The following is a 23,125-nucleotide window of genomic DNA, read 5'->3' on the forward strand; positions in this document are numbered from 1 at the left end:
CAATGAACCGACGTACTGTCCTCGGCGGCCTGTTCGCGGTCGCCTCCGTCCCCGCCCTCTCCGCCTGCGCGGGTGGCATCACCTCCCTCAACGGCCAGGGCTCCGCCGCCGGCGGCGGTGGCTCCAGCAAGGGCGGAGTCACCATCGGCACCGCCAACTTCACCGAGAACCAGGTCCTCGGCTACCTCTACGCGGCCGCCCTGCAGGGCGCCGGAGTGAAGACGACCGTCCGCCCCAACCTCGGCACACGCGAGATCGTCATCCCGGCCCTCAGGGGCGGCGACATCGACCTGCTGCCCGAGTACCAGGGCGCCCTCCTCAACTACCTCGCCCCGAAGGTCACGGTCTCCGAGTCGGGCGAGATGCAGAACGCCCTCACCCAGGCCCTCCCGGCCGGCCTCCAGGTGCTGCCGTACGGCATGGCGGAGGACTCCGACGCCTTCGTCGTCACCCGCGAGACGGCGAAGAAGTACGGGCTGACGTCCCTCGCCGACCTGCGCAAGCAGAACGGCAAGCTGGTCATCGGCGCCGCCCCCGAGGTGAAGAAGCGCCAGGTCGGCGCGGTCGGCCTGAAGGACGTGTACGGCGTGGAGTTCAGGGAGTTCAAGTCGCTCGACTCCGACGGGCCGCTGGTCAAGGGCGCGCTCAAGAAGGGCGACGTGGACGTGGCGAACCTGTTCACCACCGACACCGACATCAAGGCCAACGACTGGGTGGTGCTCACCGACCCCGAACACCTGATCCCCAGCCAGCACATCGTCCCGCTCATCGCCGACCGCAAGGCCGACGACACCGTCCGCAAGGCCCTCGCCCGGCTCGGCAACCTGCTGACCACCGCTCAGCTCACCGAGCTCAACCGGCAGGTGGACAAGGACAAGAAGGACCCCGAGGACGTGGCGAACGCCTACGCGAAGCAGCACGGGCTGGTGCGGTAGACGGGCGGCCCCCGGCAGACCGCTGCAAGAGGGGGGTTGTCCCCAGTGCGGAGGGCGTGATCGCTCCCTAACGTGTCCGTCATGACCGGAACGGACGGGCGGGAAACCGACCTGAGAGACGAACTCGACGCCACCCTGCAGACCCGCAGGGAGCTGGGCGAGGAGTACGAGTCGGCGCTGGTCGACTCCTTCCTGGAGAAGGTCGACCAGCGCATCGACGGCGCGGTGGAGCGGCGGCTGCGCAGGACGCTGGCCGAGCAGCGGACGCAGGTGGCGCGCGGCACCCGCCCCGGGTACGGCGCGGACTCCTGGGCCGAGCGGTTCGGCCTGGCCGTCGTCTCGCTGGTACTGGCGATCCCGCTGTCGGCGATCGGCGCCCACAACGCCGGCCTGTCCGGCCTGCTGATCTCCTGGGCCGGCGTCGTCGGCGTCAACGTCGTCCAGGCCGCACGCACCCGTCCGGACCTGTTCGGCCGTCGCCGCCGTCCGTCCGAGGACGACTGACCGCTCTCGGTCTCCGTCGGCGGCAGCCCCGGCTCGACGTTCCCCTGAAAAGGACTCGATGCTCCCCTGAAAAAGATATGCGCGGGGACCGCCGCACCCCCGTTGCCGGGGGGCGGGACGACGGCGGTCCCCGCGAGGGACGCGGGCCGGGTCAGGACCGGGCTGCGCGTCCGTGGCGTCCATGGAGGTCCGGGAGCCGCTCCGGAGGTCCTTGGCGCCGTTCGGCGCCGGCCGGGGCGGGGAGCCGCTCCCGCCCTGCCGACATCCACCAATGTGCCGGACCCGTGTTAAGCGGGTGCTGCGCGCACGTGACACGCTCGTACCACTTCCGCGAACCCGCCTCACCCCAAGAAACGCGTGTGAACCCGCAGTTCACCGGGGGTTCGCTACTGCTTTCCCCCCTTGGCCAGGAAGGCCAGCAGGTCCTGCCGGCTGACCACGCCGGTGGGCTTGCCCTCGACCAGGACGATCGCCGCGTCGGCCGAGCCGAGCACGGACATCAGGTCGCCGACCGGCTCGCCGGAGCCGACCTGGGGCAGCGGGGCGGACATGTGCTTCTCCAGCGGGTCCTCGAGGGAGGCGCGCTTGTTGAAGAGGGCGTCCAGCAGCTCCCGTTCCACCACGGACCCGACGACCTCGGCGGCCATCACGTCCGGGTGACCGGCGCCCGGCTTGACGACCGGCATCTGCGAGACGCCGTACTCGCGCAGCACCTCGATGGCCTGGCCGACGGTCTCCTCCGGGTGCATGTGCACCAGGGAGGGGATGGTGCCGCCCGCCTTGTCGTTCAGGACGTCGCCGACGCGGGCGCTCGGGCCCTCGTCCTCCAGGAAGCCGTAGTCGGCCATCCACTCGTCGTTGAAGATCTTGCTGAGGTAGCCGCGCCCGCTGTCCGGGAGCAGCACGACCACGACGTCGTCGGGCCCGAGCCGCTCGGCGACCCGCAGCGCCGCGACGACGGCCATGCCGCAGGAGCCACCCACCAGCAGCCCCTCCTCCTTGGCGAGGCGACGGGTCATCTGGAAGGAGTCCTTGTCGGACACGGCGACGATCTCGTCCGCCACGGTGCGGTCGTAGGCGGTCGGCCAGAAGTCCTCGCCGACGCCCTCGACCAGGTACGGCCGCCCGGAGCCGCCGGAGTACACGGACCCCTCCGGGTCGGCGCCGACGACCTTGACCTTGCCGTCGCTGACGTCCTTCAGATAGCGGCCGGTACCGGAGATGGTGCCGCCCGTACCGACGCCCGCCACGAAGTGGGTGATCTTCCCCTCGGTCTGCTCCCACAGCTCGGGGCCGGTCGAGTGATAGTGCGAGAGCGGGTTGTTGGGGTTGGAGTACTGGTCGGGCTTCCACGCGCCCGGGGTCTCGCGGACGAGGCGGTCGGAGACGTTGTAGTAGGAGTCCGGGTGCTCAGGGGCGACGGCGGTCGGGCACACGACGACCTCGGCGCCGTAGGCCCGCAGCACGTTGATCTTGTCGGTGGAGACCTTGTCGGGGCACACGAAGATGCACTTGTAGCCCTTCTGCTGGGCCACGATGGCCAGTCCCACACCGGTGTTGCCGCTGGTCGGCTCGACGATCGTGCCGCCCGGCTTGAGCTCACCGCTCTGCTCGGCGGCCTCGATCATGCGCAGGGCGATGCGGTCCTTCACGGAGCCGCCCGGGTTGAAGTACTCCACCTTGGCCAGGACGGTGGCCCGGATGCCCTGGGTCACGCTGTTGAGCCGCACCAGCGGGGTGTTGCCGACGAGGCTGATCATCGAGTCGTGGAATCGCACCGTTGTCTCCGGTTGCTGCAAAAGATGTGGTCTTAGTGGTGTCGCCAGCCTAAGGCCAGGTGTGTGGCCGACGCGGTCGTTCACTCCCCGTTGAGATTGACGCACGGTCCGTACGGGGCAAGGAGTGGGTGTACGGCTACGAGGAGGTGGCGGCGACGCATGACGAGCATGTCCAGGGCGAGAGTGGCCCGGCGCATCGCGGCCGGTGCGGCGTACGGCGGTGGCGGGGTCGGGCTGGTCGGCGCGGCCGCGGTCGGTCTGCTGCTCGCGGAGGTACGGCTGGCCCGGCGCCATGTGGGCAACCACAGCGGCGGCCGCGTCCCCGTGGCCGACGGCGTGTACGGCCACGCGTACGACGCCCCCGGAGAACCAGCCCTCCGCCTGACCATGCTCGGCGACTCCACGGCGGCCGGGCAGGGCGTGCACCGCGCGGGCCAGACGCCGGGGGCGCTGCTGGCCTCGGGCCTGGCGGCGGTGGCGGAACGCCCGGTGGAGCTGCGGAACGTGGCGCTGCCGGGCGCCCGGTCCGACGACCTGGACCGCCAGGTGGCGTCGGTGCTGTCGGGGGCGACGCCGGTCCCGGACGTGTGCGTGATCATGATCGGCGCGAACGACGTGACCCACCGGATGCCGCCGACCCGTTCGGTACGGCATCTGTCGGCGGCGGTACGACGGCTGCGCACGGCCGGTGCGGAGGTGGTGGTCGGCACCTGCCCCGACCTCGGCACCATCGAGCCGGTGCAACAGCCGCTGCGCTGGCTGGCCCGGCGGGCCTCGCGGCAGCTGGCGGCGGCGCAGACGATCGGGGTGGTGGAGCAGGGGGGCCGGACCGTGTCCCTCGGTGACCTGCTGGGCCCGGAGTTCGAGGCGAACCCCCGGGAGCTGTTCGGGCCGGACAACTACCACCCCTCGGCGGAGGGGTACGCGACGGCGGCGATGGCGGTGCTGCCGACCGTGTGCGCCGCCCTGGGCCTGTGGCCGGCGGAGGAGGAACGGCCCGACGTGTCGCGGCGCGAGGGCTTCCTGCCGGTGGCTCGCGCGGCGGCCGAGGCTGCGTCGGAGGCGGGTACGGAGGTCACGGCGGCCATGCCGACGGGGCCGCGTGGGCCGTGGGCGCTGCTGAAACGCCGGCGCCGGCGCCGCGTACCGGAGGCCGAGCCGGCCCACCCGTCCTTGTGACCCACCAGGGGGCTCCGCCCCCGGCCCCCACCCTGGGCATGGGCCGGGGGTCCGGGGGCGGAGCCCCTGGGCGGACAACCCAGGCCAAGCAAGCGCTTAGTAAACTGCGGTCAGTGTCACACACCAATACCGGTGACCTTGGCCATACGTAGCGGTAACTTCCCAACCGGCCCTGCCCGAAAAGCAAACATCGTTCACTGGAGCCGTGATGCCCGAAGCCGTCATCGTCTCGACCGCCCGCTCCCCCATCGGCCGCGCCGTCAAGGGCTCCCTGAAGGACCTGCGCCCCGACGACCTGACCGCCACGATCATCCAGGCCGCCCTCGCCAAGGTCCCCCAGCTGGACCCCAGGGACATCGACGACCTGATGCTCGGCTGCGGCCTCCCCGGCGGCGAGCAGGGCCACAACCTCGGCCGGATCGTCGCCGTGCAGATGGGCATGGACCACCTGCCGGGCTGCACGATCACCCGGTACTGCTCCTCGTCCCTGCAGACCTCCCGCATGGCCCTGCACGCCATCAAGGCCGGCGAGGGCGACGTCTTCATCTCGGCCGGTGTCGAGACGGTCTCCCGCTACATCAAGGGCAGCTCCGACGGTCTGCCGGACACGCACAACCCGCTGTTCGCCGACGCCGAGGCCCGTACCGAGGCCATCGCCCAGCAGGAGGGCACGACCTGGCACGACCCGCGCGAGGACGGCCTGCTGCCCGACCCGTACATCGCGATGGGCCAGACCGCCGAGAACCTGGCCCGCGCCAAGGGCATCACCCGCCAGGAGATGGACGAGTTCGGCGTCCGCTCGCAGAACCTCGCCGAGCAGGCCATCAAGAACGGCTTCTGGGAGCGCGAGATCACCCCGGTGACCCTCCCGGACGGCACGGTCGTCAGCAAGGACGACGGCCCGCGCCCCGGCGTCACCCTGGAGGGCGTCTCCGGCCTCAAGCCGGTCTTCCGCCCGGACGGACTGGTCACCGCCGGCAACTGCTGCCCGCTCAACGACGGTGCCGCCGCCGTCGTCATCATGAGCGACACCAAGGCCCGCGAGCTGGGCCTGACCCCGCTCGCCCGGATCGTGTCCACCGGTGTCTCCGGCCTCTCCCCCGAGATCATGGGCCTCGGCCCGGTCGAGGCGAGCAAGCAGGCGCTGCAGCGCGCCGGCCTCACCATCGGCGACATCGACCTGGTCGAGATCAACGAGGCCTTCGCCGCCCAGGTGATCCCCTCCTACCGCGAGCTCGGCATCGACATCGACAGGCTGAACGTCAACGGCGGCGCCATCGCCGTCGGCCACCCCTTCGGCATGACCGGCGCCCGGATCACCGGCACGCTCATCAACTCCCTGCAGTGGCACGACAAGCAGTTCGGTCTGGAGACGATGTGCGTCGGCGGCGGCCAGGGCATGGCGATGGTCATCGAGCGCCTCAGCTGACCCACCGTCCGTAGCGGGGCAGGCACTTTACGTCAGGAAAGGGCCCGGAACCGAGGAAACTCCTCGGTTCCGGGCCTTTTCGTGATCCAATCTCCCCCAGGATGTGACCTATCTCGCTCGACGGACACATCGGCGCAGGTCAACGCAGGTCGGAGCGGTTCGCGACGACACCACAAGGCCAAAGCCCTGTCCGTTTCGTGACGTTACGCACTGACAGCTGGATAGTCCGCCCTTCAAGCTGATGTAGGAAGTCGGGGGTCGACTTTGAACCGGGAGTACGTCAGTGAGCGCCATGCCCATCGCCCTGCTGCTCACCACGGCCGCCACCGGCGCCGTGGGCGTCGCCGTCCTGCGCACCGTTCTGAAGCTGCGCCGCCAGCTGGCCGAGCTGCAGACCCAGCTCGCGGAGAACCAGTCGGCCGCCATGCGCGCGCTGCTGCCGAACGCCCGCAGCAGCGCCGACGCCGACCAGATACGTGCGGCCGTGGCCGACGCGCTCGCCGAGGAGCGGGAGCGCGAGCTGGCAGAGGCGCGCGCCTTCTGGGCCGCACAGGAGGTCCGTGACGCCTCCGACACCCCGACCCTGCTCGGCCTGCCCGACACCGAGCTGTTCCTGCCCCGGCAGACCGACTTCGCCGGCCTGGAGCCGGTGTCCGAGCCGACCGCCGACGCCGACGAGTTCGCCGGGGAGTCCCCGGAACTGGCCGCGGCCCGCCGCCGTCACCCCTCGCACCCCGACTTCGTCCCGGTGCAGTCGCCGGCGGTGAACGACCACGAGCGCACCGTGACCACGCTGGAGCAGCTGGCCGCCGAACGCGTCGAGCTCTCCGACGTCCGCCCGGGCCCGCTCGGCACCCTCGACGTCTACGTCTTCGCCGACGGCACCACCCTGTGCATGACCCCGGGCCACCGGGAGACCGCCGAACGCCTCGCCGCCGCCGTGGACGCGGGTGAGGCCCCGTACCTCCTGGGCGGCTCCGGCATCTCCGGCGCCTACACCCTCACCTTCGCCTACGGCGAGGACGCCACGAACATGGTCTACATCCTGGCGGACCGGGTCATCGCGTCCCTGTAGGGAACGGCGCTCAGACCCCCGCCCTCTGACGCGCCTCCTCCACCACCTGCACCGCCTCGGCGACCTCGTCGTCACTCTGCAGCACCACCGCCAAGTCATGTGCGGCCACGAGGATTTGATCAGCCGCTGCGAACATCCCCGCATCCGGCATCTCCCGGGGCTCACTCCCCGGCTCCTCGACGGCCTGGGCCCGCCGGGCCAACTCCCGGGCCAGCGTCAGCGCCTCCGCGGCAGCGCCCCGCTGAAGCCGGCTCTGCGGGGCCGCGCGCAACCGGTCGGCGAAGTGATCCACTGCTCGGGTCAAGGGCGTCGTATCAACCACGCGCCGAGCGTAACGTGCCGCACTGTTGCCAATACGCGAACGCTCAGGCACGGTGACGTGAAGGACCGGCTTACATCCCCTTTGCGTTCGGAGGCGCCGATGTCCCAGCTCTTCTCGGAGGAGACCCACCGCAATCTGCTCGCCCGCATTCCCCACTGCACCGGTCGCGAGGTTTCCGACTGGCTGCGCACCGTTGAAGAAGGCCCCGCCCTGTTCCGCTTCGAGGAGAAGGTCAGCTGGCTCCGGCACGAGTACGACCTCGCGTACGGCCACGCGAAGGCGATCGTCCACGAGTACGACCTGAGGAGGGCAGCACGCAAGCTGCTCTAGCCGCCGCAGACGGCGAAGGGCCCCAGGTCGGAACCCGGGGCCCTTCTCATGACCGGCGCAGGCGCTAGTCGTTGTTCGTGAAGATCGCCACCAGTCGCAGCATCTCCAGGTAGATCCACACCAGGGTCACGGTGAGACCGAACGCGGCGAGCCAGGACTCGTTGCGCGGGGCGCCGTAGGCGATGCCGTCCTCGATCTGCTTGAAGTCGAGGGTCAGGAAGAACGCGCCGAGCAGGATCGCGATGATGCCGACGAGTGCGCCGAGCGGGCCGAAGCTGCGCAGGCCGCCGTTCTCGGCGACGCCGAACACGACCAGCAGCAGGTTGACCGCCATGACCACCAGGAACGCCAGGGCGATGGCCATGCCGATGCGGGCGTAGCGGGCGGTGACGCGGATCCAGCCGGCCTTGTAGACGAGCAGGGTCGCGGCCGAGACCGCCATGGTGCCGAGCACCGCCTGGAAGGGGGCGCCGCTCCAGCGGCTGTTGTACATCTCGCTGATGACGCCGAGGAAGACGCCCTCGAAGGCGGCGTACCCGAGGATCAGCGCGGGCGACGGGGTGCGCTTGAAGTTCTGGACCATCGCCAGCACGAACGCGACGATCGCCGAGCCGACGGCCAGGCCGTAGCTGGTCGCCGTGACCGGCAGCAGCGCCCAGGCGAGGACGGCGCCGACGACGACGGTGCCGAGCGTGATGGCCGAGCGGACGACGACGTCGTCCATCGTCATCCGGTCGGTCGTGGCGGGGGCCTGCGGCGGGGCGCCGTACTGAACGCCCGCCTGCGCGTACGGGTTCTGGGCGTAGGGGTTCTGCGCGTACGGGTTGCCCTGCGCGTACCCGGCCTGCGGTGCGGTGTTGAAGCCGGCGTAGCCGTTGTCGCGGCTGAACCCCCGTCGCGAGAAGACCGGGTTACTGCTCCTCATTTCACTCCTCCATGGCTGCCGTGCGCAGCCTTGGCTCAAGAGTAATGGATTGGCAAAGGACCGACCATGATACCTGAGGAGGATCTTTCCCCTGCCGTGCTGCCCAACACGCTACGCGTACCGGTGATTCCCGGCCATGGGTGATCGCTTTCCATGACGAACCTGCTACCACACCGAGACGTGCCGCTAACCCAGCGGGAACCCGGTGTACGCCTCGGCCAGATCGGTCCCGGCCGCGCGGGAGGAGGCGATCCGCTCCAGCCGGGCCAGTTGGAGGCGGGCGTCGAAGGGGGTGGCGTCCGGAGCCGGATGGAGCATCGTCGTCATGTCGTAGGAGAACCGCTCGGCCTGCCAGACGCGGCGCAGACAGGTCGCGGAGTAGGCGTCGAGGAGGTCCGCCGAGCCGGTCTCCCTCTCGTGGGCGAGGGCGCGGGCGAGGGTGACGACGTCCCCGACGGCGAGGTTCAGGCCCTTGGCGCCGGTCGGCGGCACGATGTGGGCGGCGTCACCGGCGAGGAGGAGCCGGCCGTGGCGCATCGGCTCGTGGACGAAGGAGCGCATCGGCGTGACCGACTTCTGGGTGATGGGGCCGCGTTCCAGCCGCCAGTCGTCGTCGGTCTCGAGGCGGCGCTCCAGCTCCGACCAGATCTCGTCGTCGGTCCAGTCGTCGGCGTCCGTTCCCGCGGGGACCTGGAGGTAGAGGCGGGATACGGACGGGGAGCGCATGGACAGGAGGGCGAAGCCGCGGTCGTGGCGGGCGTAGACGAGTTCGTCGTGCGAGGGCGCGACGTCGGCGAGGATGCCGAGCCAGGCGTAGGGGTACGTCCGCTCGAACACGCGGGACAGGGCGGCCGGGAAGGCCCTGCGGGCCACGCCCCAGAAGCCGTCGCAGCCGACGGCGTAGTCGCACTCCAGCACGTCCTCGCGGCCCTGGTGCCGGAAGCGGATGCGCGGCCGGCCGCCGTCGGCGCCCTCCACCGCCAGCGCCTCCGCCTCGAACAGCAGCGGTCCGCCCTCCTTCAGCTGAAGGGCGATCAGGTCCTTGCAGACCTCGGTCTGGGCGTACACCATCACCGACCGGCCGCCGGTCAGGCCGGGGAAGTCGACGCGGTGGCGGCGCCGGGCGAAGCGCAGCTCGATGCCGTCGTGCCGCAGGCCCTCCCGGTCCATCCGCTCCCCGGCGCCGGCCGCGCGCAGCACGTCGACGGTGCCCTGCTCCAGGATTCCGGCGCGCTGCCGATGTTCGACGTAGGCGCGGTCGCGGCTCTCCAGGACGACCGAGTCGATGCCGGCGCGGTGCAGCAGCCGCGCGAGCAGCAGTCCGGCCGGCCCGGCTCCGATGATCCCGACGGTGGTGCGCATCGGTTCGTCCCTTCGGATCGACTCTAGAGCGTTCGCAGAGTGAAGTTTTATTCACTCAAGCTGCGCCAGAGTCTGCGCCGGGGGACATCCGATGTCAATGGGTGAGTGCCCCCGCGGGGGCACTCTCGGGCCTCCGAGGCGTTCGCGCGGTTCAGTGACCCGGCCAGCCGTCCAGATGGCGGTGCAGGGTGACGGTGGGCTGCGCGTCCGCCTTCGGCGCGTGGGCGACGGCGTCGCGCAGCACCGCGCTCACCTCGCCCGCCAGGCCGTCGACCCGGGTCCTGAGTTCGGCCGCGGGCAGCGTGGAGCGGGTCAGCGCGTCCAGCCGGCGATGGATGTCGGCGAGCCGCTGCCGGGCGCCGGCGTCGAGGGTGAGCGGGGCCGGCGTGGAGACGACGAACTGATAGGCGCCGGCGAGGGTCTGGCAGCCGGTGCACTCCTTGTTGGCCGCGTCGCTGAGGTTCACGGCGTTCAGATGCGTGTGCACGCCCGCGACGGTGACGATCTGGAAGGACAGGGCGACCGACCGGCAGTGGTCGTCGGCCGAGCAGCCGGCGGAGACGGCGTTGGCCTGGTTGCGCACCCCCGCCGCGTTGACGGTGCCGAACTGGCGGATGGTGAAGGAGTCCTCGGCCTGCGTGTGATGGGCCCGGTCGGCGTGGCTGAAGACGTGGTCGGACGCGAACGCCGCGTGCGACGCGCCGGTCGCCGCCTGGGCCGGTACGGCGGTGGCCACGCCGGCGAATCCGGCCGCGAACAGGCCCATGCCCAGGGCGCGCCGGGCGAGGGGATGGTTGCTGGAGCGTGCCTTGCGGTGGCTGCTCATGGGGTCTCCGTAAGATGTCGGCCGGCCCGGGTGGGCCGGTTGTGACGGACGAGGTGTCAGGACGACGCGGGTGCGGGCGAGTCGCCTGACGAGGTGGGTGCGGGGCTTCCGGTCGGTGACACGGGGACGCTCTCCGACGGGGTCGGGGAGGCCGGGGGGCCGGGATCCGCGGTGGTGGGCGGGGGCGTGCTCGCGGTGACGCCGCCGGTGGAGGAGTCCGGCTGATGGGACCGGGAGCCGGTCGGCGCGCCCGGTGCCGGATCCGACGCCGCGGACTGCGGCGCGGAGGCGGTCGCGCTCAGGGAGGTGCCCGGCGACGGCCCTGCGCCCGACGCCGACGCGGACGCCCCCGGCACCGCGGAGGGCGACACGGAGGCGCCGCCGGTGCCGTACCCGCCGTGCCCGCTGTGGCCCGGGGTCGAGGCGTCCCGCGGCGCGGGCGCCTCGGTCGGCACCCCGGGCTGCAGGATCGGTGCGATCGGGGGCTTCTTCGGCAGCGGCTTCGGGGTCATCCCGGACACCCAGGCGTAGGAGAGCCCGGTCAGTCCGGCGAGGGCGAGCACGCACAGGGCCAGCCGCAGCCGGGGCCGTCCGGCGGTGGAGCGGTTCGCGGCCCGGCAGAGCCGGCCGCCGATCTTCACGGACAGATAGACGACACCGGCCATCGGGCACAGCAGCATCACGCTGCCGATCACCCCGACGAGCCCGGCAAGGATCTGTCCGTGTGCGAACGCCCCGCCGGTGCCGAGGAGTTGCTCGGCCAGCGAGCGGACCATCGTGGTGAGGATCCGGGGCAGGTTCCACAGCGCGTAGCCCATCTCGCCGACGATCAGCGGCACCATCGTCAGCACCCAGCCGGCCACGACGGTGCGCGCGGACCTCTTCAGCCCGGCGACCTCCGCGCGGGCCGCCCGGCCCTTCCCGCCCGGCAGCAGCGAAAGCAGGATCGGCTTGATCTTGCCGTAGAGATCGGGCACTCCGGCGAGGTCACCGAGGATGTAGTAGCCGTCCAGGCGGACGGCCGGCATCAGCTGTTCCAGGATCTCGAAGTGCCCGAGGTAGACGGCCGCCAGGAAGAACTGCGCCCCGGTGGCGAAGTAGGCCCCGGCCATGGCGAGCATGAAGACGACGTTGAAGTACACCCCGCCGAGGTCCGTGCGGAGCCGGCCGCCGCGGGAGATCCGGTAGACGTCGGTGACGTCGGTGTACATCGACGGCCAGATGAGGAACAGCCCGCAGCCGATGCAGCCGGGCCGGGCGCCGCCGTAGCGGCAGGCGGAGGCGTGGCCGAACTCGTGGAAGACGAGCGAGGCCACGGTGAGGCCGAAGACGATGAGGATCAGCACCGGCTGGTCCAGGACCTCCAGCACCGGTTCGATCGCCCCGAAGAAGCCGAACAGCCAGACGTCCATCGCGAGCGCCGTGAGCAGGACGGCGGCGACCACGGCCGGGCGGTGCAGCCAGGCCAGGGTGCGCGCGATCCGTGCCGTACGGCGCTCGTCGAAGATCACCCGGTGGCCCTTGAGGGCGAGCAGCAGGTCGGAGCGCGGGGCGTCGACCTCGTCGTCCTCCTGGCCCTCGGGCACGGTCACGCCGAGCGGCTGGAGCTTGTTCTCCAGCAGATAGCCGATGTTCTCGCCGCTGACCTCGCGGCCGTAGCGCGCGCTGACCCGGTGGGCGATCGTCTCGACGTCACGGACGCCGTCGACGGACGACGCCACCAGGTACAGCAGCCGCGACAACTGGACGACCTGCCCGTCCCCCCGACGGGCGATGTACTTCGGTTCGGTGAAGCCCGAGCCCTGGTACTCGCCGTGCAGCCGCAGTCCCGCGCTGAGCCGCGGGGCCGGCCGGGCCGGCGTTCCGACGGCCGGCAGGCTGCCGGTCGTCACCTGTTCGTACGTCACCGGCCAGCCCCCGGGCCCGGGCACCGGACCGGTGTCGTACAACGCGCTCGCGCCGTCGTCGAGCACCGTCATCTGTGGTCTCCCCCCACGTTCCCCCCGCAAAAGCCGCGGAGGCGGACCGCCCCGCACGCGTGCGATCCGCCCCCGCGGCCGTAGTGCCGTTACTGCGTGACGGTGATCGTCTGCTGGGCCGCCGACTCGGCGTCCGACCACGAGGAGTGGTCGTTCAGGGCCGCCGACTCGTTGTGGGCGCTGATGTTCGCGACGTGCTTGGTGACGTTGACCGTCTTGCCGAAGCTGAACTTCAGCCGGCCGAGGGCCTCACGGCCCGGCAGCAGCTCCGCGGACTCGCCGTCCAGCTCGCGCATGTCCATGCTCATGGTGGTCGTCCTTTCGTGGTGGGTGGGTCGGGTGCGCGAGGGTTACTGGCTGACGCTGATGGTCTGGCCGGCGCCGGAGTCGGCCACGGACCACGAGGAGTGGTCGTTCAGGGCCGCCGACTCGTTGTGGGCGCTGATGTTCGCGACGTGCTTGGTGACGTTGACCGTCTTGCCGAAGCTGAACTTCAGCCGGCCGAGGGCCTCACGGCCCGGCAGCAGCTCCGCGGACTCGGCGTCGAGCTCATGGGCGTTCAACATGGTCGATTCCCCCTCGGGAAACAGGCGGTTCCGGTCGGAGAGAGTCAGGATCCCCCCGGACTCTGTCCAACTTGGTCGGACGAGCTGTCCAACGAGATTGGACACTAGGGCCTCGCGGCACCGTCGCGCAACCCGTTCGGTGAATCACCCTTTCGGCGGCCCCGCTGCCCGACCGTAGAATCGGCGCCGACAGGGACGGTTCGGTCGAGCGGCGAGCAGGAAGTGGACTTCGGTGGCCAACGCACTGCAGCAGTTGATCCGTGAGCGTCTCGACCGCAAGGGCTGGTCCTACGGCGACGTGGCACGGCGCGGCGGTGTGCCCCGCTCCACGGTCCACCACCTGGCCACCACCGACCGGGTCGTCCGCATGCCCCAGGCCACCACTCTGGAAGGCCTGGCCAAGGGCCTTGAGCTGCCGCTCGACACCGTGCGCCGGGCCGCGGCCGAGGCCTGCGGCATCCACGTCTACGGCGGCCCGGACACCCGGGACGCCGATGCCGCGGCCCCCCGCGGCACCGACCCCGAGGTGGAACTGCTCATCGCCAGCGTGCAGCAGCTGTCGGCCGAGGACCGCCGGCATGTCGCCGCCCTGGTCGAGTCGCTGCTGGGCCGCTCCGCGCGGCCGGCGCCGGAGAAGTAGGCCGGCCCTCCGCTTCCCGGCCGGTGCCGGACGATGCCGCTCAACCGGAGTGGCGCCGCACCGGTACGGCGCCGGAAAAATTGCAACTGCGCCCGAATGGACCGAGATCCCCCGCTAGTCTCTCGTCCTGCCCGAGGAGCGAGAGCCGCACGACCACCCCGGGCTCTTTGGGGGGAACGTGTTGTTCGTGCATGGCGGACCGGCCACCGCGGTGGTCCGGGGCCCCGCCGGCGAATCGGTCGTCCTGCTCTCCGGCGAACTGCCCGAGGTGCTCACCGAGGAGGCGGTGACCGAGCTGCTCGACCTGGCCGCCGCGATCCTGGACGCGGACGAGCTGGAGCTGTTCGACACCTGCCTGCGCACCCTGCGCACGGACGGGCTCCGGGCGGGCCGGCGCATCGAGGTGGACGGAGCGGTACTGACGGTGTACGAAGGGTGATGAGCCGCGGAGTGCGCCCCTGCGTCAGGGGCGCGGTTGGTGCCCGGAGCCGGACTTGAACCGGCACGCCCGCGAAGGGGCAGCGAGGTTTAAGCTCGCCGTGTCTGCATTCCACCATCCGGGCAGGCCATGGGCTCCGCTTCGAGCTTCGAGCCTATCGGGACGCATCCCTCGAACAGCCGACGGGTGTCCCGATGTTGTCTTATTTTATTGAGGTCTGAGGGTGCATCAGCCCGCGGAACGCGCCATCCGCACTTGCCAGCAGCCTGACGTGACGGGGGTACGCCCGTACGCGGAATGACGGAATTTCACCGTCCTAACGAGGGTGTTCCACCCGTTCTCGACATCGCCGGACAGCGGTTCGACGGCGATCCGACGGTGCCGCTCTCAGGGTCCGCCGTCCTCCCCAGGTATGACACGGCCCTCTCCCGTCCGACCCGAGTCGGCCTCCGGAACCGGAACAGCGACTGACTACACGCGCCCCCGGCACCGGGACGATGGAACGGTCCCCATGGAACACACGTCGTCCCGACAGGAGCACCGTCCCGTGACCACCACACCCACCGCAGACCGCACCACAGCCGTGGCCGCCCGCGCCACGGAGCTGTCGAAGATCTACGGGCAGGGTGAGACCCGGGTGGTCGCCCTGGACCGGGTCTCCGTCGACTTCCGGCAGGCCGAGTTCACCGCGATCATGGGTCCGTCCGGCTCGGGCAAGTCCACGCTCATGCACTGCGTGGCCGGGCTCGACACCTTCTCCTCGGGATCCGTGCGCATCGGCGAGACCGAGCTGGGCTCCCTGAAGGACAAGCAGCTCACCAAGCTCCGCCGGGACAAGATCGGCTTCATCTTCCAGGCCTTCAACCTGCTGCCGACGCTGACCGCCCTGGAGAACATCACCCTGCCCATGGACATCGCCGGACGGAAGCCGGACAAGGCCTGGCTGGACCAGGTGATCTCGATGGTCGGACTGTCCGACCGGCTCGGCCACCGGCCCTCGCAGCTCTCCGGCGGCCAGCAGCAGCGCGTGGCCGTCGCCCGCGCCCTGGCCTCCAGGCCCGAGATCATCTTCGGTGACGAGCCGACCGGAAACCTCGACTCACGCTCCGGCGCCGAGGTCCTCGGCTTCCTGCGCAACTCCGTGCGCGAGCTCGGCCAGACCGTCGTCATGGTGACCCACGACCCGGTGGCGGCGGCGTACGCGGACCGCGTGGTCTTCCTGGCGGACGGCCGGATCGTCGACGAGATCCACGGCCCTACGGCCGACTCGGTCCTCGACCTCATGAAGCATTTCGACGCGAAGGGCCGTACCTCCTGATGTTCCGCACCGCCCTGCGCAACGTTCTCGCGCACAAGGCCCGGCTGTTGATGACCGTGCTCGCCGTGATGCTCGGCGTGGCCTTCGTCGCCGGGACGCTCGTCTTCACCAACACCATCTCCGACGCCTACCAGAAGAGCTCCGCCAAGGGCTTCGACCGGGTCGACGTCGCCGTACAGCCCAAGTACCAGGAGTCGTCGGGCGACAAGGTCGGCAAGACGCCGGATCTGACCCAGGCCACGCTGGACAAGGCCACCAAGGTCCCGGGTGCCGCCTCCGCGACCGGTGTCGTCAGTGGCTTCACCGCCGTCGCCGGCAAGGACGGCAAGCTGGTCGGCGGCGACTGGCAGTCCGCCGGCGGCAACTACTGGGGCACCAAGGACGCCCGGTACCCGCTGGTCAGCGGTCACGCCCCGCGCGGCGCGGGCGAGGTGCTGCTCGACTCCAAGACCGCCAAGCGGGCCGGCTACCAGGTCGGCGACACCGTGCGCCTGTCCGTGAACGGCCCGGTCCTCACCCCGACCCTCGCCGGCGTCTTCACCACCGACGACGGCAACGTCTCCGCGGGCGGCAGCCTCGCCCTGTTCGACACGCCGACCGCGCAGAAGCTGTTCGGCAAGAAGGGCGCCTTCGACGAGATCGACGTCAAGGCCGCGGCCGGCACCGGCCAGGGCGCGCTGAAGGCCGAGCTGGACAAGGCCCTGCCGACCCGCCTGGTGGAGACCACCACCGGCAAGCAGCTCGCCGACGACCAGGCCAAGCAGATCGCCGACTCGATGAGCGGCCTGAAGCAGGCGCTGCTGGTGTTCGCCGGTATCGCGCTGTTCGTCGGCACGTTCATCATCGCCAACACCTTCACCATGCTGGTCGCCCAGCGCACCCGGGAACTGGCCCTGCTGCGTGCGGTCGGCGCCTCCCGCCGCCAGGTGACCCGCTCGGTGCTGATCGAGGCGTTCGCGGTCGGCGCGGTCGCCGGTGTGGCGGGGCTCGCCGCCGGCGTCGGCATCGGCGCGGGCCTGCGCTCGCTGCTGGGCTCCTTCGGCGCGAGCGTGCCCGACGGGCCGCTGGTGATCAGCCCCGGCACCGTGGTGGCCGCCCTCGCGGTCGGCATCCTCATCACCATGCTCGCCGCCTGGCTGCCCGGCCGCCGGGCCGCGAAGATCCCGCCCGTGGCGGCGATGAGCAGCGTGCACGCCAAGGCCACCACCAAGTCGCTGGTGCTGCGCAACACGCTCGGCGCGCTGTTCGCGGCGGCCGGCGTCGCGGTGGTCCTCGCGGCCACGTCGATGGACGCCGACTCCGCCCAGGGCCCGATGGGCATCGGCGCGGTCCTGCTCATCATCGGCGTGTTCATCCTGACCCCGCTGCTGTCCCGCCCGCTGATCGCGGCCGCCGCCCCGGTGCTGCGCGCCTTCGGTGTCTCGGGCAAGCTGGCCCGCCAGAACTCGGTGCGCAACCCGCGCCGTACGGCGGCCACCGCCTCCGCGCTGATGATCGGCCTGACCCTGATCACCGGCATGACGGTGATGGCGGGCAGTCTGCAGACCGCCATCGACAAGATGGCCTCCTCGGCGATCCGCGCGGACTACGTCGTCTCGATGGCCAACCGCTCCCCGCTCTCCCCGGACGTGGCGGACAAGCTCGCCACCGCCGACGGCGTGACCGCCAGCAGCCCGCTGCGCAACGCGCCCTCGCGCATCGACGGCAAGACCGAGTTCCTGACCGGCGTCAACGGCTCGTCCATCGGGAAGCTCACCGATCTGAAGGTGGACGAGGGCTCGTTCACGGTGAGCGGCACGCGGGTCGTCGTGGACAAGGACCGGGCCAAGGAGTACGGCTGGACGCCCGGTTCGCACTTCACGGCGCACTTCGAGGACGGCAAGGCACGCACGCTGACCGTCGCCGGTGTCTACGAGGGCAACGACATGATCCAGGGGATCATGCTCGACAACGGCGTCCTCACCCCGCACCTGAAGGACCCCGCCGACATGCAGGTCATGGTCAAGACGATGGACGGCGCCTCCGACGCGACGAAGACCAGGCTGACGAAGGTTCTCGGCACCAACCCGGCCATCAAGATCCAGGACAAGCAGGACATCTCCAACAGCATCGCGCAGATCTTCACGACGATGCTGAACATGCTCTACGGCCTGCTCGGCATGGCGGTGATCGTCGCGGTCCTCGGCGTCATCAACACCCTGGCCATGTCCGTCTTCGAACGCGCCCAGGAGATCGGCATGCTCCGCGCGATCGGCCTGGACCGCAAGGCGGTCAAGCGGATGGTCCGCCTGGAGTCCCTGGTGATCTCCCTGTTCGGCGGGGTGCTCGGCATCGGCCTCGGCGTGTTCTTCGGCTGGGCGGCCGGTCAGCTGCTGGGCACGAAGATGCCGACGTACGAACTGGTCCTGCCCTGGGGCCGGATGGCGGTCTTCCTGCTGCTGGCGGGAACGGTCGGCGTCCTCGCCGCGCTGTGGCCGGCCCGGCGCGCGGCCCGGCTGAACATGCTGGCGGCGATCAAGGCCGAGTAGCGGTGGTACGACGGTGAAGGGGGGCCCGGAAAAGGGCCCCCCTTCTGCCGTACCCGGGTCAGGTGTTCCAGGTGCGGGTGCGCAGCGGCAGGCCGGACGCGCCCGACTCCGGAGTGCGGACCGCCAGGACCTGGTTGACCCCGATCCGGTTGTGTTCGAAGGCGAGTGCGGAGGCGGCCATGTACAGCTGCCAGACACGGGCCCGGCCGGGGCTGGTGAGGCGGACCGCGCGGGCCCACTCCCCCTCCAGGTTGGCGACCCACCGGCGCAGGGTGCGGGCGTAGTGCTCGCGGATCGACTCCACGTCCCGCACCTCGAACCCGGCGCGCTCCAGCTGGGTGACGGTGGTGCCGATCGGGGCGAGTTCGCCGTCCGGGAAGACATAGGAGTCGATGAACTCGTCCACGGCGTACGCCGCTTCGTCGTGCTGCGGGCGGCGGGCGATCTGGTGGTTGAGCAGCCGCCCGCCGGGCTTCAGCAGGTCGTGCAGCCGGCGGGCGTACTCCAGGTACCGCTCGGCACCGACGTGTTCCGCCATGCCGATGGAGGAGATGGCGTCGAAGGGCCTGTCCGCCACGTCCCGGTAGTCCTGGACCCTGATCTCCACCCGGTCGGTCAGCCCCTCGTCGGCGACGCGCTTACGGGCGTACGCCGCCTGCTCCTGCGACAGGGTGACCCCGACGACGCTCACGCCGTGCTCGCGGGCCGCGTGGATCGCCATCGAGCCCCAGCCGCAGCCGACGTCCAGCAGCCGCTGACCGGGCGTCAGGCCGAGTTTGGCGCTGATGAGTTCCAGCTTGTCGCGCTGGGCGTCCTCCAGCGTCCCGTCGTCCTCCCAGTAGGCGCAGGAGTACACCATGGACGGGCCGAGGACGATCTCGTAGAAGTCGTTGCCGACGTCGTAGTGGTGGCTGATCGCCCGCTTGTCGGTGCGCCGGGTGTGCAGATGCCGGCGCGGCCGGCGGATCTCCTCGCGCGGCGGGGCGGGCGGGACCGGGGGCCCGGCCAGCTTCAACAGCTCGCGGACCGCGGCCCGGACGGCGGGGTCGCGCAGGGTCTGCAGGAGGCCGGGCGCGTCCTCGTCGCGCTCCCAGACCAGCCCCGCCAGCGCGTCGAGCGCGGTGTACAGGTCGCCCTCGATGCCCAGGTCCCCGGACACCCAGGCGCGGACGAGGCCCAGTTCGCCCGGTTTGAACAGCATGCGGCGCAGGGCCCGGCGATTGCGCACGACGAGCGCCGGCGCGTCCGGCGGCCCGGCCTGCGAGCCGTCCCAGGCACGGATCCGTAGCGGGAGCGGAGCTCCCAGCAACTGCTCGGCAACACTCCTCAGCCGCGACGCGGCGTCGGCCATGGCGCACACCTCCAAGACGAGATCCCGGATGCCGGTAACCACGTAAACACCGTCGGCCCTCCTGCGCAGTCCCGCAAAGGAGTTACAACTCAGCAAAACAGTTGTACGGGCCATACAGATGGGGAGCGGAGGGGCCGGGCGTGCTGTCGCGGGAGCCGGTGCGCACACACGCCGAAGGGGCCGCCCGCACCACGGATGGCGGGCGGCCCCTTCGGCGTGTTCAGCCGACCGGGGTCAGGAGGCCTTGGCCTTCTCCTCGGTCTTCGGCGCGGCAGCGACCGGCGCCGGCTTCGCGGCCTCGTAGAACTCCTCGCGCGGGTTCTCCATGGCGCCCAGGGAGACGACCTCGCGCTTGAGGAACATGCCGAGCGTCCAGTCCGCGAAGACGCGGATCTTGCGGTTCCAGGTCGGCATCGCCATGCCGTGGTAGCCACGGTGCATGTACCAGGCGAGGCGGCCCTTGAGCTTGATCTTCATCTTGCCCATGACGATCATCGCCACGCCCTTGTGCAGGCCGAGACCGGCGACCGCACCCTTGTTGGCGTGCTCGTAGTCCTTCTGCGGGAAGCCCCGCATGCCGGAGACCACGTTGTCGCCGAGCACCCTGGCCTGGCGCAGCGCGTGCTGGGCGTTCGGCGGGCACCAGGCGTTCTCGTTGCCCGCCTTGCGGCCGACGAGGTCCGGGACCTGTGCGTTGTCACCGGCGGCCCAGATGTAGTCCGTGCCCTTGACCTGGAGCGTCGGCTCGCAGTCGACGTGGCCGCGCGGGCCGAGGGGCAGACCGAAGCGGGAGAGGGCCGGGTTCGGCTTGACGCCGGCGGTCCAGACGATCGTGTTGGAGTCGACCTCGAGGCCGTTCTTCAGCACCACGTGGCCGTCGACGCACGAGTCCATGGAGGTGGAGAGGTAGATCTCCACGCCGCGGCCCTCGAGGTGCTCCTTGCCGTACTGGCCGAGCTTGGGACCCACCTCGGGGAGGATCTTGTCGGCGGCGTCGACGAGGATGAAGCGCATGTCCTCGCGGGACACGTTCTTGTAGTACTTGGCCGCGTCCCGGGCCAGGTCCTCGACCTCGCCGATGGTCTCCGCGCCCGCGAAGCCACCACCGATGAAGACGAAGGTGAGCGCCTTGCGGCGGATCTCCTCGTCGGTCGTGGAGTCGGCCTTGTCCAACTGCTCGAGGACGTGGTTGCGCAGGCCGATGGACTCCTCGATGCCCTTCATGCCGATGCCCTGCTCGGCGAGGCCGGGGATCGGGAAGGTGCGGGAGACCGCGCCGAGCGCGATGACGAGGTAGTCGAAGGGCAGCTCGTACGCCTCGCCCACGAGCGGGGCGATCGTGGCGACCTTGCGGTCCTGGTCGATGGTGGTGACCCGACCGGTGAGGACCTCCGCCTTCGGCAGCACGCGCCGCAGCGGGACGACGACGTGGCGAGGGGAGATGTTGCCGGCGGCGGCTTCGGGGAGGAAGGGCTGGTAGGTCATGTACGACCGGGGGTCGACGACCGTGACGGTCGCCTCGCCGTAGCGCATCTTCTTGAGAATGCGCCGAGCTGCGTACAGGCCTACGTACCCACCGCCTACTACGAGGATCCTGGGACGCTCCGTGGTGCTCATGCCATCGAGTATCCACCTGCCTCGGAGGGGGTGCTCGTGCGCCCCTTCACAAGGTCTGACAGGCCCTGTGCTACACTGCGCGACCCGCGTGACTCAGCTCATGGCGGACGACGGGAACCGCAGCCCCCTTTGCACCCTTGTCAATGCCGCGTGAGCTGCCTCTCCGGGTCGACGGGGCGGTGGTGAGGGTGCCGTGACAGCCCCGGGAACAACCCGTTCCGCAGCGGCCCACACCCTTCATCTGAACATGTTCAAACGACCTTTGGGCCCCCGGAAGGGCCAACCGGCACCCATTCGCGGCCCGGCCGGGCCCAATTCCTTGTGAAGAACTTCACGAACTTTTCCGGAGCGCGTGCGACGAAGGGGCCCCGAAGGGCCCCCGACGCCGCTCAAACGTTATCCGACCTGCTCAGCGGATGGCTACCAATCAGTAACAAAAGAGAGCTACGCCACCGACCACGCGATGCCGTCCAGGATGTCGTGCTCGCTCACCACGACCTCCTCGGCGCCGGTCCGCTCCATGATCGCGAGCAGCACGAGGGCGCCCGCGCCGATGACGTCGACCCGGCCGGGGTGCATCGACGGGATCGCGGCGCGCTCGGCGTGCGTGGAGCGCAGCAGCCACTCGGTGATCTCGCGGACCCGGTCGCGGGAGATCCGGGAGTGGTGGATGCGCGCGGAGTCGTACTCCGGCAGCTCCTGAGCGATCGCCGAGACGGTGGTGACGGACCCGGCGAGGCCCACCAGGGTGCGCGCCTCGCGCAGCGGGACCGTCTCCTCGGCGAGGTCCAGGGCCGCCTCGATGTCGGCCCTCATGGCGGCGATCTGCTGCTCGGTGGGCGGGTCGGAGACCTTGCCGTCCTGCACCAGGTGCCGCTCGGTCATCCGCACGCAGCCGACGTCCACGGACCGCGCCGCCCGGACGTGCTCCTCGCCGACGACGAACTCGGTGGAGCCGCCGCCGATGTCCACCACCAGATAAGGCTTGACGAGGTCGTCCCGGCCCTTCAGTTCCTTGGTCGCGCCGGTGAAGGAGAACTCGGCCTCCTGGTCGCCGGAGATGACCTCGGGCTCGACGCCGAGGATGTCCACGACTCCCCGCACGAAGTCGTCCCGGTTCTCGGCGTCCCGGGAGGCGGAGGTGGCGACGAACCGCACCGTGGCGGCGCCGAGTTCACGGATGACCCCGGCGTACTCCCGGCACGCGGCGAAGGTCCGCTCCAGCGCCTCCGGCGCCAGCCGGCCGGTGCGGTCCACGTCCTGGCCGAGCCGCACGATCGTCATGCGCCGGTCCAGTTCCAGCAGTTCGCCGGTGGCCGGGTCGACGTCGGCGACCAGCAGCCGGATGGAGTTCGTGCCGCAGTCGACGGCGGCGACCCGCGAGAAGCCGGCCGGAACCATCGGCCGCTCCGCGAAGAATCCGCTGCGGACCTCGGTCGGGTCGAGGACGGCACCCTCCTCACCCGGGTGCTCGTCCGCCGGGTCGGGCGCCTGGAGCGGCTGCACGCACGGCCCCTTGCGCCACCACTCCGGCAGCATGGCGATCGCCTCGTCGCCGAGCGGGTTCACGCCCGGGCCGGCGGCCAGCGAGTGGGCCACCAGCACGTGCAGGCACTTCACCCGGTCCGGCATGCCACCCGCGCTCGGGAAGCCCTCCAGGACCTCGATCTCGTCCCGGCGCCGGATGTAGTCCTCGTGCGCGGCCCGGTAGGCGGCGGCCAGCTCGGGATCGGTCTGCAGCCGCTCGGTCATCTCCTTCATGACGCCGTCCGCCTCCAGCGTCCCGATCGCCGAGGCGGCGCGCGGGCACGTCAGGTAGTACGTCGTCGGGAAGGGCGTGCCGTCGGGCAGCCGGGGCGCCGTCTCCACGACGTCCGGCTGACCGCACGGGCAGCGGTGTGCGATGGCCCGCAGGCCCCGCGGCGGGCGGCCCAGCTGCTGCTTGAAGGCCTCGACGTCCGCGTCGGTGGGCTCGGTGCGCTCAGTGGGCGGCGGGGGCGTGTGCATGACTGCTTCTCGAAT

The 23,125-nt window shown here is 70.8% G+C and carries 21 protein-coding genes, 1 tRNA gene and 1 pseudogene; 10 read left to right on the forward strand and 13 right to left on the reverse strand.

Annotated features, from left to right (window positions below):
• The first annotated feature begins 2 nt into the window (after positions 1-2).
• Positions 3-935: an ABC transporter substrate-binding protein gene (locus SRB17_RS28825; RefSeq protein ID WP_153543106.1), complete on the forward strand. Its 933-nt coding sequence runs from the start codon at positions 3-5 to the stop codon at positions 933-935.
• 81 nt (positions 936-1,016) lie between these two features.
• Positions 1,017-1,439, forward strand: coding sequence for a hypothetical protein (locus tag SRB17_RS28830; RefSeq protein ID WP_153543107.1), 423 nt, complete (start codon positions 1,017-1,019; stop codon positions 1,437-1,439).
• Positions 1,440-1,825: 386 nt separating this feature from the next.
• On the opposite strand, the gene SRB17_RS28835 is transcribed toward SRB17_RS28830, so the two are convergent.
• A complete protein-coding gene (locus tag SRB17_RS28835) occupies positions 1,826-3,217 on the reverse strand; it encodes a cystathionine beta-synthase (RefSeq protein ID WP_323376374.1) in 1,392 nt (463 codons plus the stop codon).
• 159 nt (positions 3,218-3,376) lie between these two features.
• On the opposite strand from SRB17_RS28835, the gene SRB17_RS28840 reads away from it, so the two are divergent.
• The 3 genes from SRB17_RS28840 to SRB17_RS28850 all read left to right on the forward strand — a co-directional run bounded on the left by SRB17_RS28840 (position 3,377) and on the right by SRB17_RS28850 (position 6,900).
• A complete protein-coding gene (locus SRB17_RS28840) occupies positions 3,377-4,396 on the forward strand; it encodes an SGNH/GDSL hydrolase family protein (RefSeq protein ID WP_153543108.1) in 1,020 nt (339 codons plus the stop codon).
• 208 nt (positions 4,397-4,604) lie between these two features.
• Positions 4,605-5,825: an acetyl-CoA C-acetyltransferase gene (locus tag SRB17_RS28845; protein ID WP_153543109.1), complete on the forward strand. Its 1,221-nt coding sequence runs from the start codon at positions 4,605-4,607 to the stop codon at positions 5,823-5,825.
• A gap of 283 nt (positions 5,826-6,108) precedes the next feature.
• Positions 6,109-6,900, forward strand: a complete 792-nt coding sequence (locus tag SRB17_RS28850; protein ID WP_323376375.1) for a hypothetical protein — start codon at positions 6,109-6,111, stop codon at positions 6,898-6,900.
• 10 nt (positions 6,901-6,910) lie between these two features.
• Here SRB17_RS28850 and SRB17_RS28855 read toward each other — a convergent pair whose 3' ends face one another.
• Complete coding sequence (locus tag SRB17_RS28855; protein ID WP_323376376.1) at positions 6,911-7,222, reverse strand: hypothetical protein; 312 nt, start codon at positions 7,220-7,222, stop codon at positions 6,911-6,913.
• 99 nt (positions 7,223-7,321) lie between these two features.
• Between SRB17_RS28855 and SRB17_RS28860 the strand changes: the two genes are divergently transcribed.
• The gene (locus tag SRB17_RS28860) at positions 7,322-7,552 is read left to right on the forward strand and encodes a DUF4287 domain-containing protein (protein WP_020940491.1); all 231 of its coding nucleotides are present in this window, start codon (positions 7,322-7,324) and stop codon (positions 7,550-7,552) included.
• A 64-nt stretch (positions 7,553-7,616) separates the two neighbouring features.
• Here SRB17_RS28860 and SRB17_RS28865 read toward each other — a convergent pair whose 3' ends face one another.
• The 6 genes from SRB17_RS28865 to SRB17_RS28890 form a co-directional block, all read right to left on the reverse strand.
• A complete protein-coding gene (locus tag SRB17_RS28865; RefSeq protein ID WP_153543111.1) occupies positions 7,617-8,477 on the reverse strand; it encodes a Bax inhibitor-1/YccA family membrane protein in 861 nt (286 codons plus the stop codon).
• 186 nt (positions 8,478-8,663) lie between these two features.
• Positions 8,664-9,839, reverse strand: a complete 1,176-nt coding sequence (locus SRB17_RS28870; protein WP_153543112.1) for a 4-hydroxybenzoate 3-monooxygenase — start codon at positions 9,837-9,839, stop codon at positions 8,664-8,666.
• A gap of 151 nt (positions 9,840-9,990) precedes the next feature.
• Positions 9,991-10,665 carry a hypothetical protein gene (locus tag SRB17_RS28875; RefSeq protein ID WP_153543113.1) on the reverse strand — a complete coding sequence of 225 codons (675 nt, stop codon included), beginning with the start codon at positions 10,663-10,665 and terminating at the stop codon, positions 9,991-9,993.
• Between the two features lie 56 nt (positions 10,666-10,721).
• Entirely contained in the window at positions 10,722-12,644 is a 1,923-nt protein-coding gene (locus tag SRB17_RS28880; protein WP_153543114.1) for a hypothetical protein, read from the reverse strand.
• A gap of 89 nt (positions 12,645-12,733) precedes the next feature.
• Complete coding sequence (locus tag SRB17_RS28885; RefSeq protein WP_153543115.1) at positions 12,734-12,952, reverse strand: hypothetical protein; 219 nt, start codon at positions 12,950-12,952, stop codon at positions 12,734-12,736.
• 42 nt (positions 12,953-12,994) lie between these two features.
• On the reverse strand, positions 12,995-13,210 hold the full coding sequence (locus tag SRB17_RS28890) for a hypothetical protein (RefSeq protein WP_153543116.1): 216 nt from the start codon (positions 13,208-13,210) through the stop codon (positions 12,995-12,997).
• Positions 13,211-13,442: 232 nt separating this feature from the next.
• Between SRB17_RS28890 and SRB17_RS28895 the strand changes: the two genes are divergently transcribed.
• On the forward strand, positions 13,443-13,850 hold the full coding sequence (locus SRB17_RS28895) for a helix-turn-helix transcriptional regulator (RefSeq protein ID WP_323376377.1): 408 nt from the start codon (positions 13,443-13,445) through the stop codon (positions 13,848-13,850).
• A 187-nt stretch (positions 13,851-14,037) separates the two neighbouring features.
• A complete protein-coding gene (locus SRB17_RS28900) occupies positions 14,038-14,289 on the forward strand; it encodes a hypothetical protein (protein ID WP_323376378.1) in 252 nt (83 codons plus the stop codon).
• A gap of 37 nt (positions 14,290-14,326) precedes the next feature.
• On the opposite strand, the gene SRB17_RS28905 is transcribed toward SRB17_RS28900, so the two are convergent.
• Positions 14,327-14,413: transfer RNA gene (locus tag SRB17_RS28905), tRNA-Leu, on the reverse strand.
• 423 nt (positions 14,414-14,836) lie between these two features.
• Between SRB17_RS28905 and SRB17_RS28910 the strand changes: the two genes are divergently transcribed.
• Positions 14,837-15,607 (forward strand): ABC transporter ATP-binding protein, encoded by a 771-nt coding sequence (locus tag SRB17_RS28910; RefSeq protein WP_323376379.1) that lies wholly within the window; start codon positions 14,837-14,839, stop codon positions 15,605-15,607.
• Complete coding sequence (locus SRB17_RS28915; RefSeq protein WP_153543118.1) at positions 15,607-18,135, forward strand: ABC transporter permease; 2,529 nt, start codon at positions 15,607-15,609, stop codon at positions 18,133-18,135. Before SRB17_RS28910 ends, SRB17_RS28915 begins: the two co-directional genes overlap by 1 nt.
• 58 nt (positions 18,136-18,193) lie before the next feature.
• Here SRB17_RS28915 and SRB17_RS28920 read toward each other — a convergent pair whose 3' ends face one another.
• From SRB17_RS28920 to SRB17_RS46700, 4 genes and pseudogenes are all read right to left on the reverse strand, one after another.
• Positions 18,194-19,486, reverse strand: coding sequence for an SAM-dependent methyltransferase (locus tag SRB17_RS28920; protein WP_153543119.1), 1,293 nt, complete (start codon positions 19,484-19,486; stop codon positions 18,194-18,196).
• Between the two features lie 234 nt (positions 19,487-19,720).
• Positions 19,721-21,103 carry an NAD(P)/FAD-dependent oxidoreductase gene (locus SRB17_RS28925; protein WP_153543120.1) on the reverse strand — a complete coding sequence of 461 codons (1,383 nt, stop codon included), beginning with the start codon at positions 21,101-21,103 and terminating at the stop codon, positions 19,721-19,723.
• Between the two features lie 444 nt (positions 21,104-21,547).
• Complete coding sequence (locus SRB17_RS46695; protein ID WP_228396367.1) at positions 21,548-22,504, reverse strand: Ppx/GppA phosphatase family protein; 957 nt, start codon at positions 22,502-22,504, stop codon at positions 21,548-21,550.
• 204 nt (positions 22,505-22,708) lie between these two features.
• Positions 22,709-23,110: pseudogene (locus SRB17_RS46700) on the reverse strand (DUF501 domain-containing protein); the annotation flags it as partial.
• Positions 23,111-23,125 lie beyond the last annotated feature (15 nt).

This window comes from Streptomyces sp. RB17, from assembly GCF_009604455.1.
Lineage (GTDB): Bacteria > Actinomycetota > Actinomycetes > Streptomycetales > Streptomycetaceae > Streptomyces.

Bases quoted from the DNA above. Each gene is read 5' to 3' on its own strand.
- SRB17_RS28825 (WP_153543106.1), top strand. From the start codon at position 3: ATGAACCGACGTACTGTCCTCGGCGGCCTGTTCGCGGTCGCCTCCGTC.
- SRB17_RS28830 (WP_153543107.1), top strand. From the start codon at position 1,017: ATGACCGGAACGGACGGGCGGGAAACCGACCTGAGAGACGAACTCGAC.
- SRB17_RS28840 (WP_153543108.1), top strand. From the start codon at position 3,377: ATGACGAGCATGTCCAGGGCGAGAGTGGCCCGGCGCATCGCGGCCGGT.
- SRB17_RS28845 (WP_153543109.1), top strand. From the start codon at position 4,605: ATGCCCGAAGCCGTCATCGTCTCGACCGCCCGCTCCCCCATCGGCCGC.
- SRB17_RS28860 (WP_020940491.1), top strand. From the start codon at position 7,322: ATGTCCCAGCTCTTCTCGGAGGAGACCCACCGCAATCTGCTCGCCCGC.
- SRB17_RS28865 (WP_153543111.1), bottom strand. From the start codon at position 8,477: ATGAGGAGCAGTAACCCGGTCTTCTCGCGACGGGGGTTCAGCCGCGAC.
- SRB17_RS28870 (WP_153543112.1), bottom strand. From the start codon at position 9,839: ATGCGCACCACCGTCGGGATCATCGGAGCCGGGCCGGCCGGACTGCTG.
- SRB17_RS28875 (WP_153543113.1), bottom strand. From the start codon at position 10,665: ATGAGCAGCCACCGCAAGGCACGCTCCAGCAACCATCCCCTCGCCCGG.
- SRB17_RS28880 (WP_153543114.1), bottom strand. From the start codon at position 12,644: ATGACGGTGCTCGACGACGGCGCGAGCGCGTTGTACGACACCGGTCCG.
- SRB17_RS28885 (WP_153543115.1), bottom strand. From the start codon at position 12,952: ATGAGCATGGACATGCGCGAGCTGGACGGCGAGTCCGCGGAGCTGCTG.
- SRB17_RS28890 (WP_153543116.1), bottom strand. From the start codon at position 13,210: ATGTTGAACGCCCATGAGCTCGACGCCGAGTCCGCGGAGCTGCTGCCG.
- SRB17_RS28915 (WP_153543118.1), top strand. From the start codon at position 15,607: ATGTTCCGCACCGCCCTGCGCAACGTTCTCGCGCACAAGGCCCGGCTG.
- SRB17_RS28920 (WP_153543119.1), bottom strand. From the start codon at position 19,486: ATGGCCGACGCCGCGTCGCGGCTGAGGAGTGTTGCCGAGCAGTTGCTG.
- SRB17_RS28925 (WP_153543120.1), bottom strand. From the start codon at position 21,103: ATGAGCACCACGGAGCGTCCCAGGATCCTCGTAGTAGGCGGTGGGTAC.
- SRB17_RS46695 (WP_228396367.1), bottom strand. From the start codon at position 22,504: ATGGTTCCGGCCGGCTTCTCGCGGGTCGCCGCCGTCGACTGCGGCACG.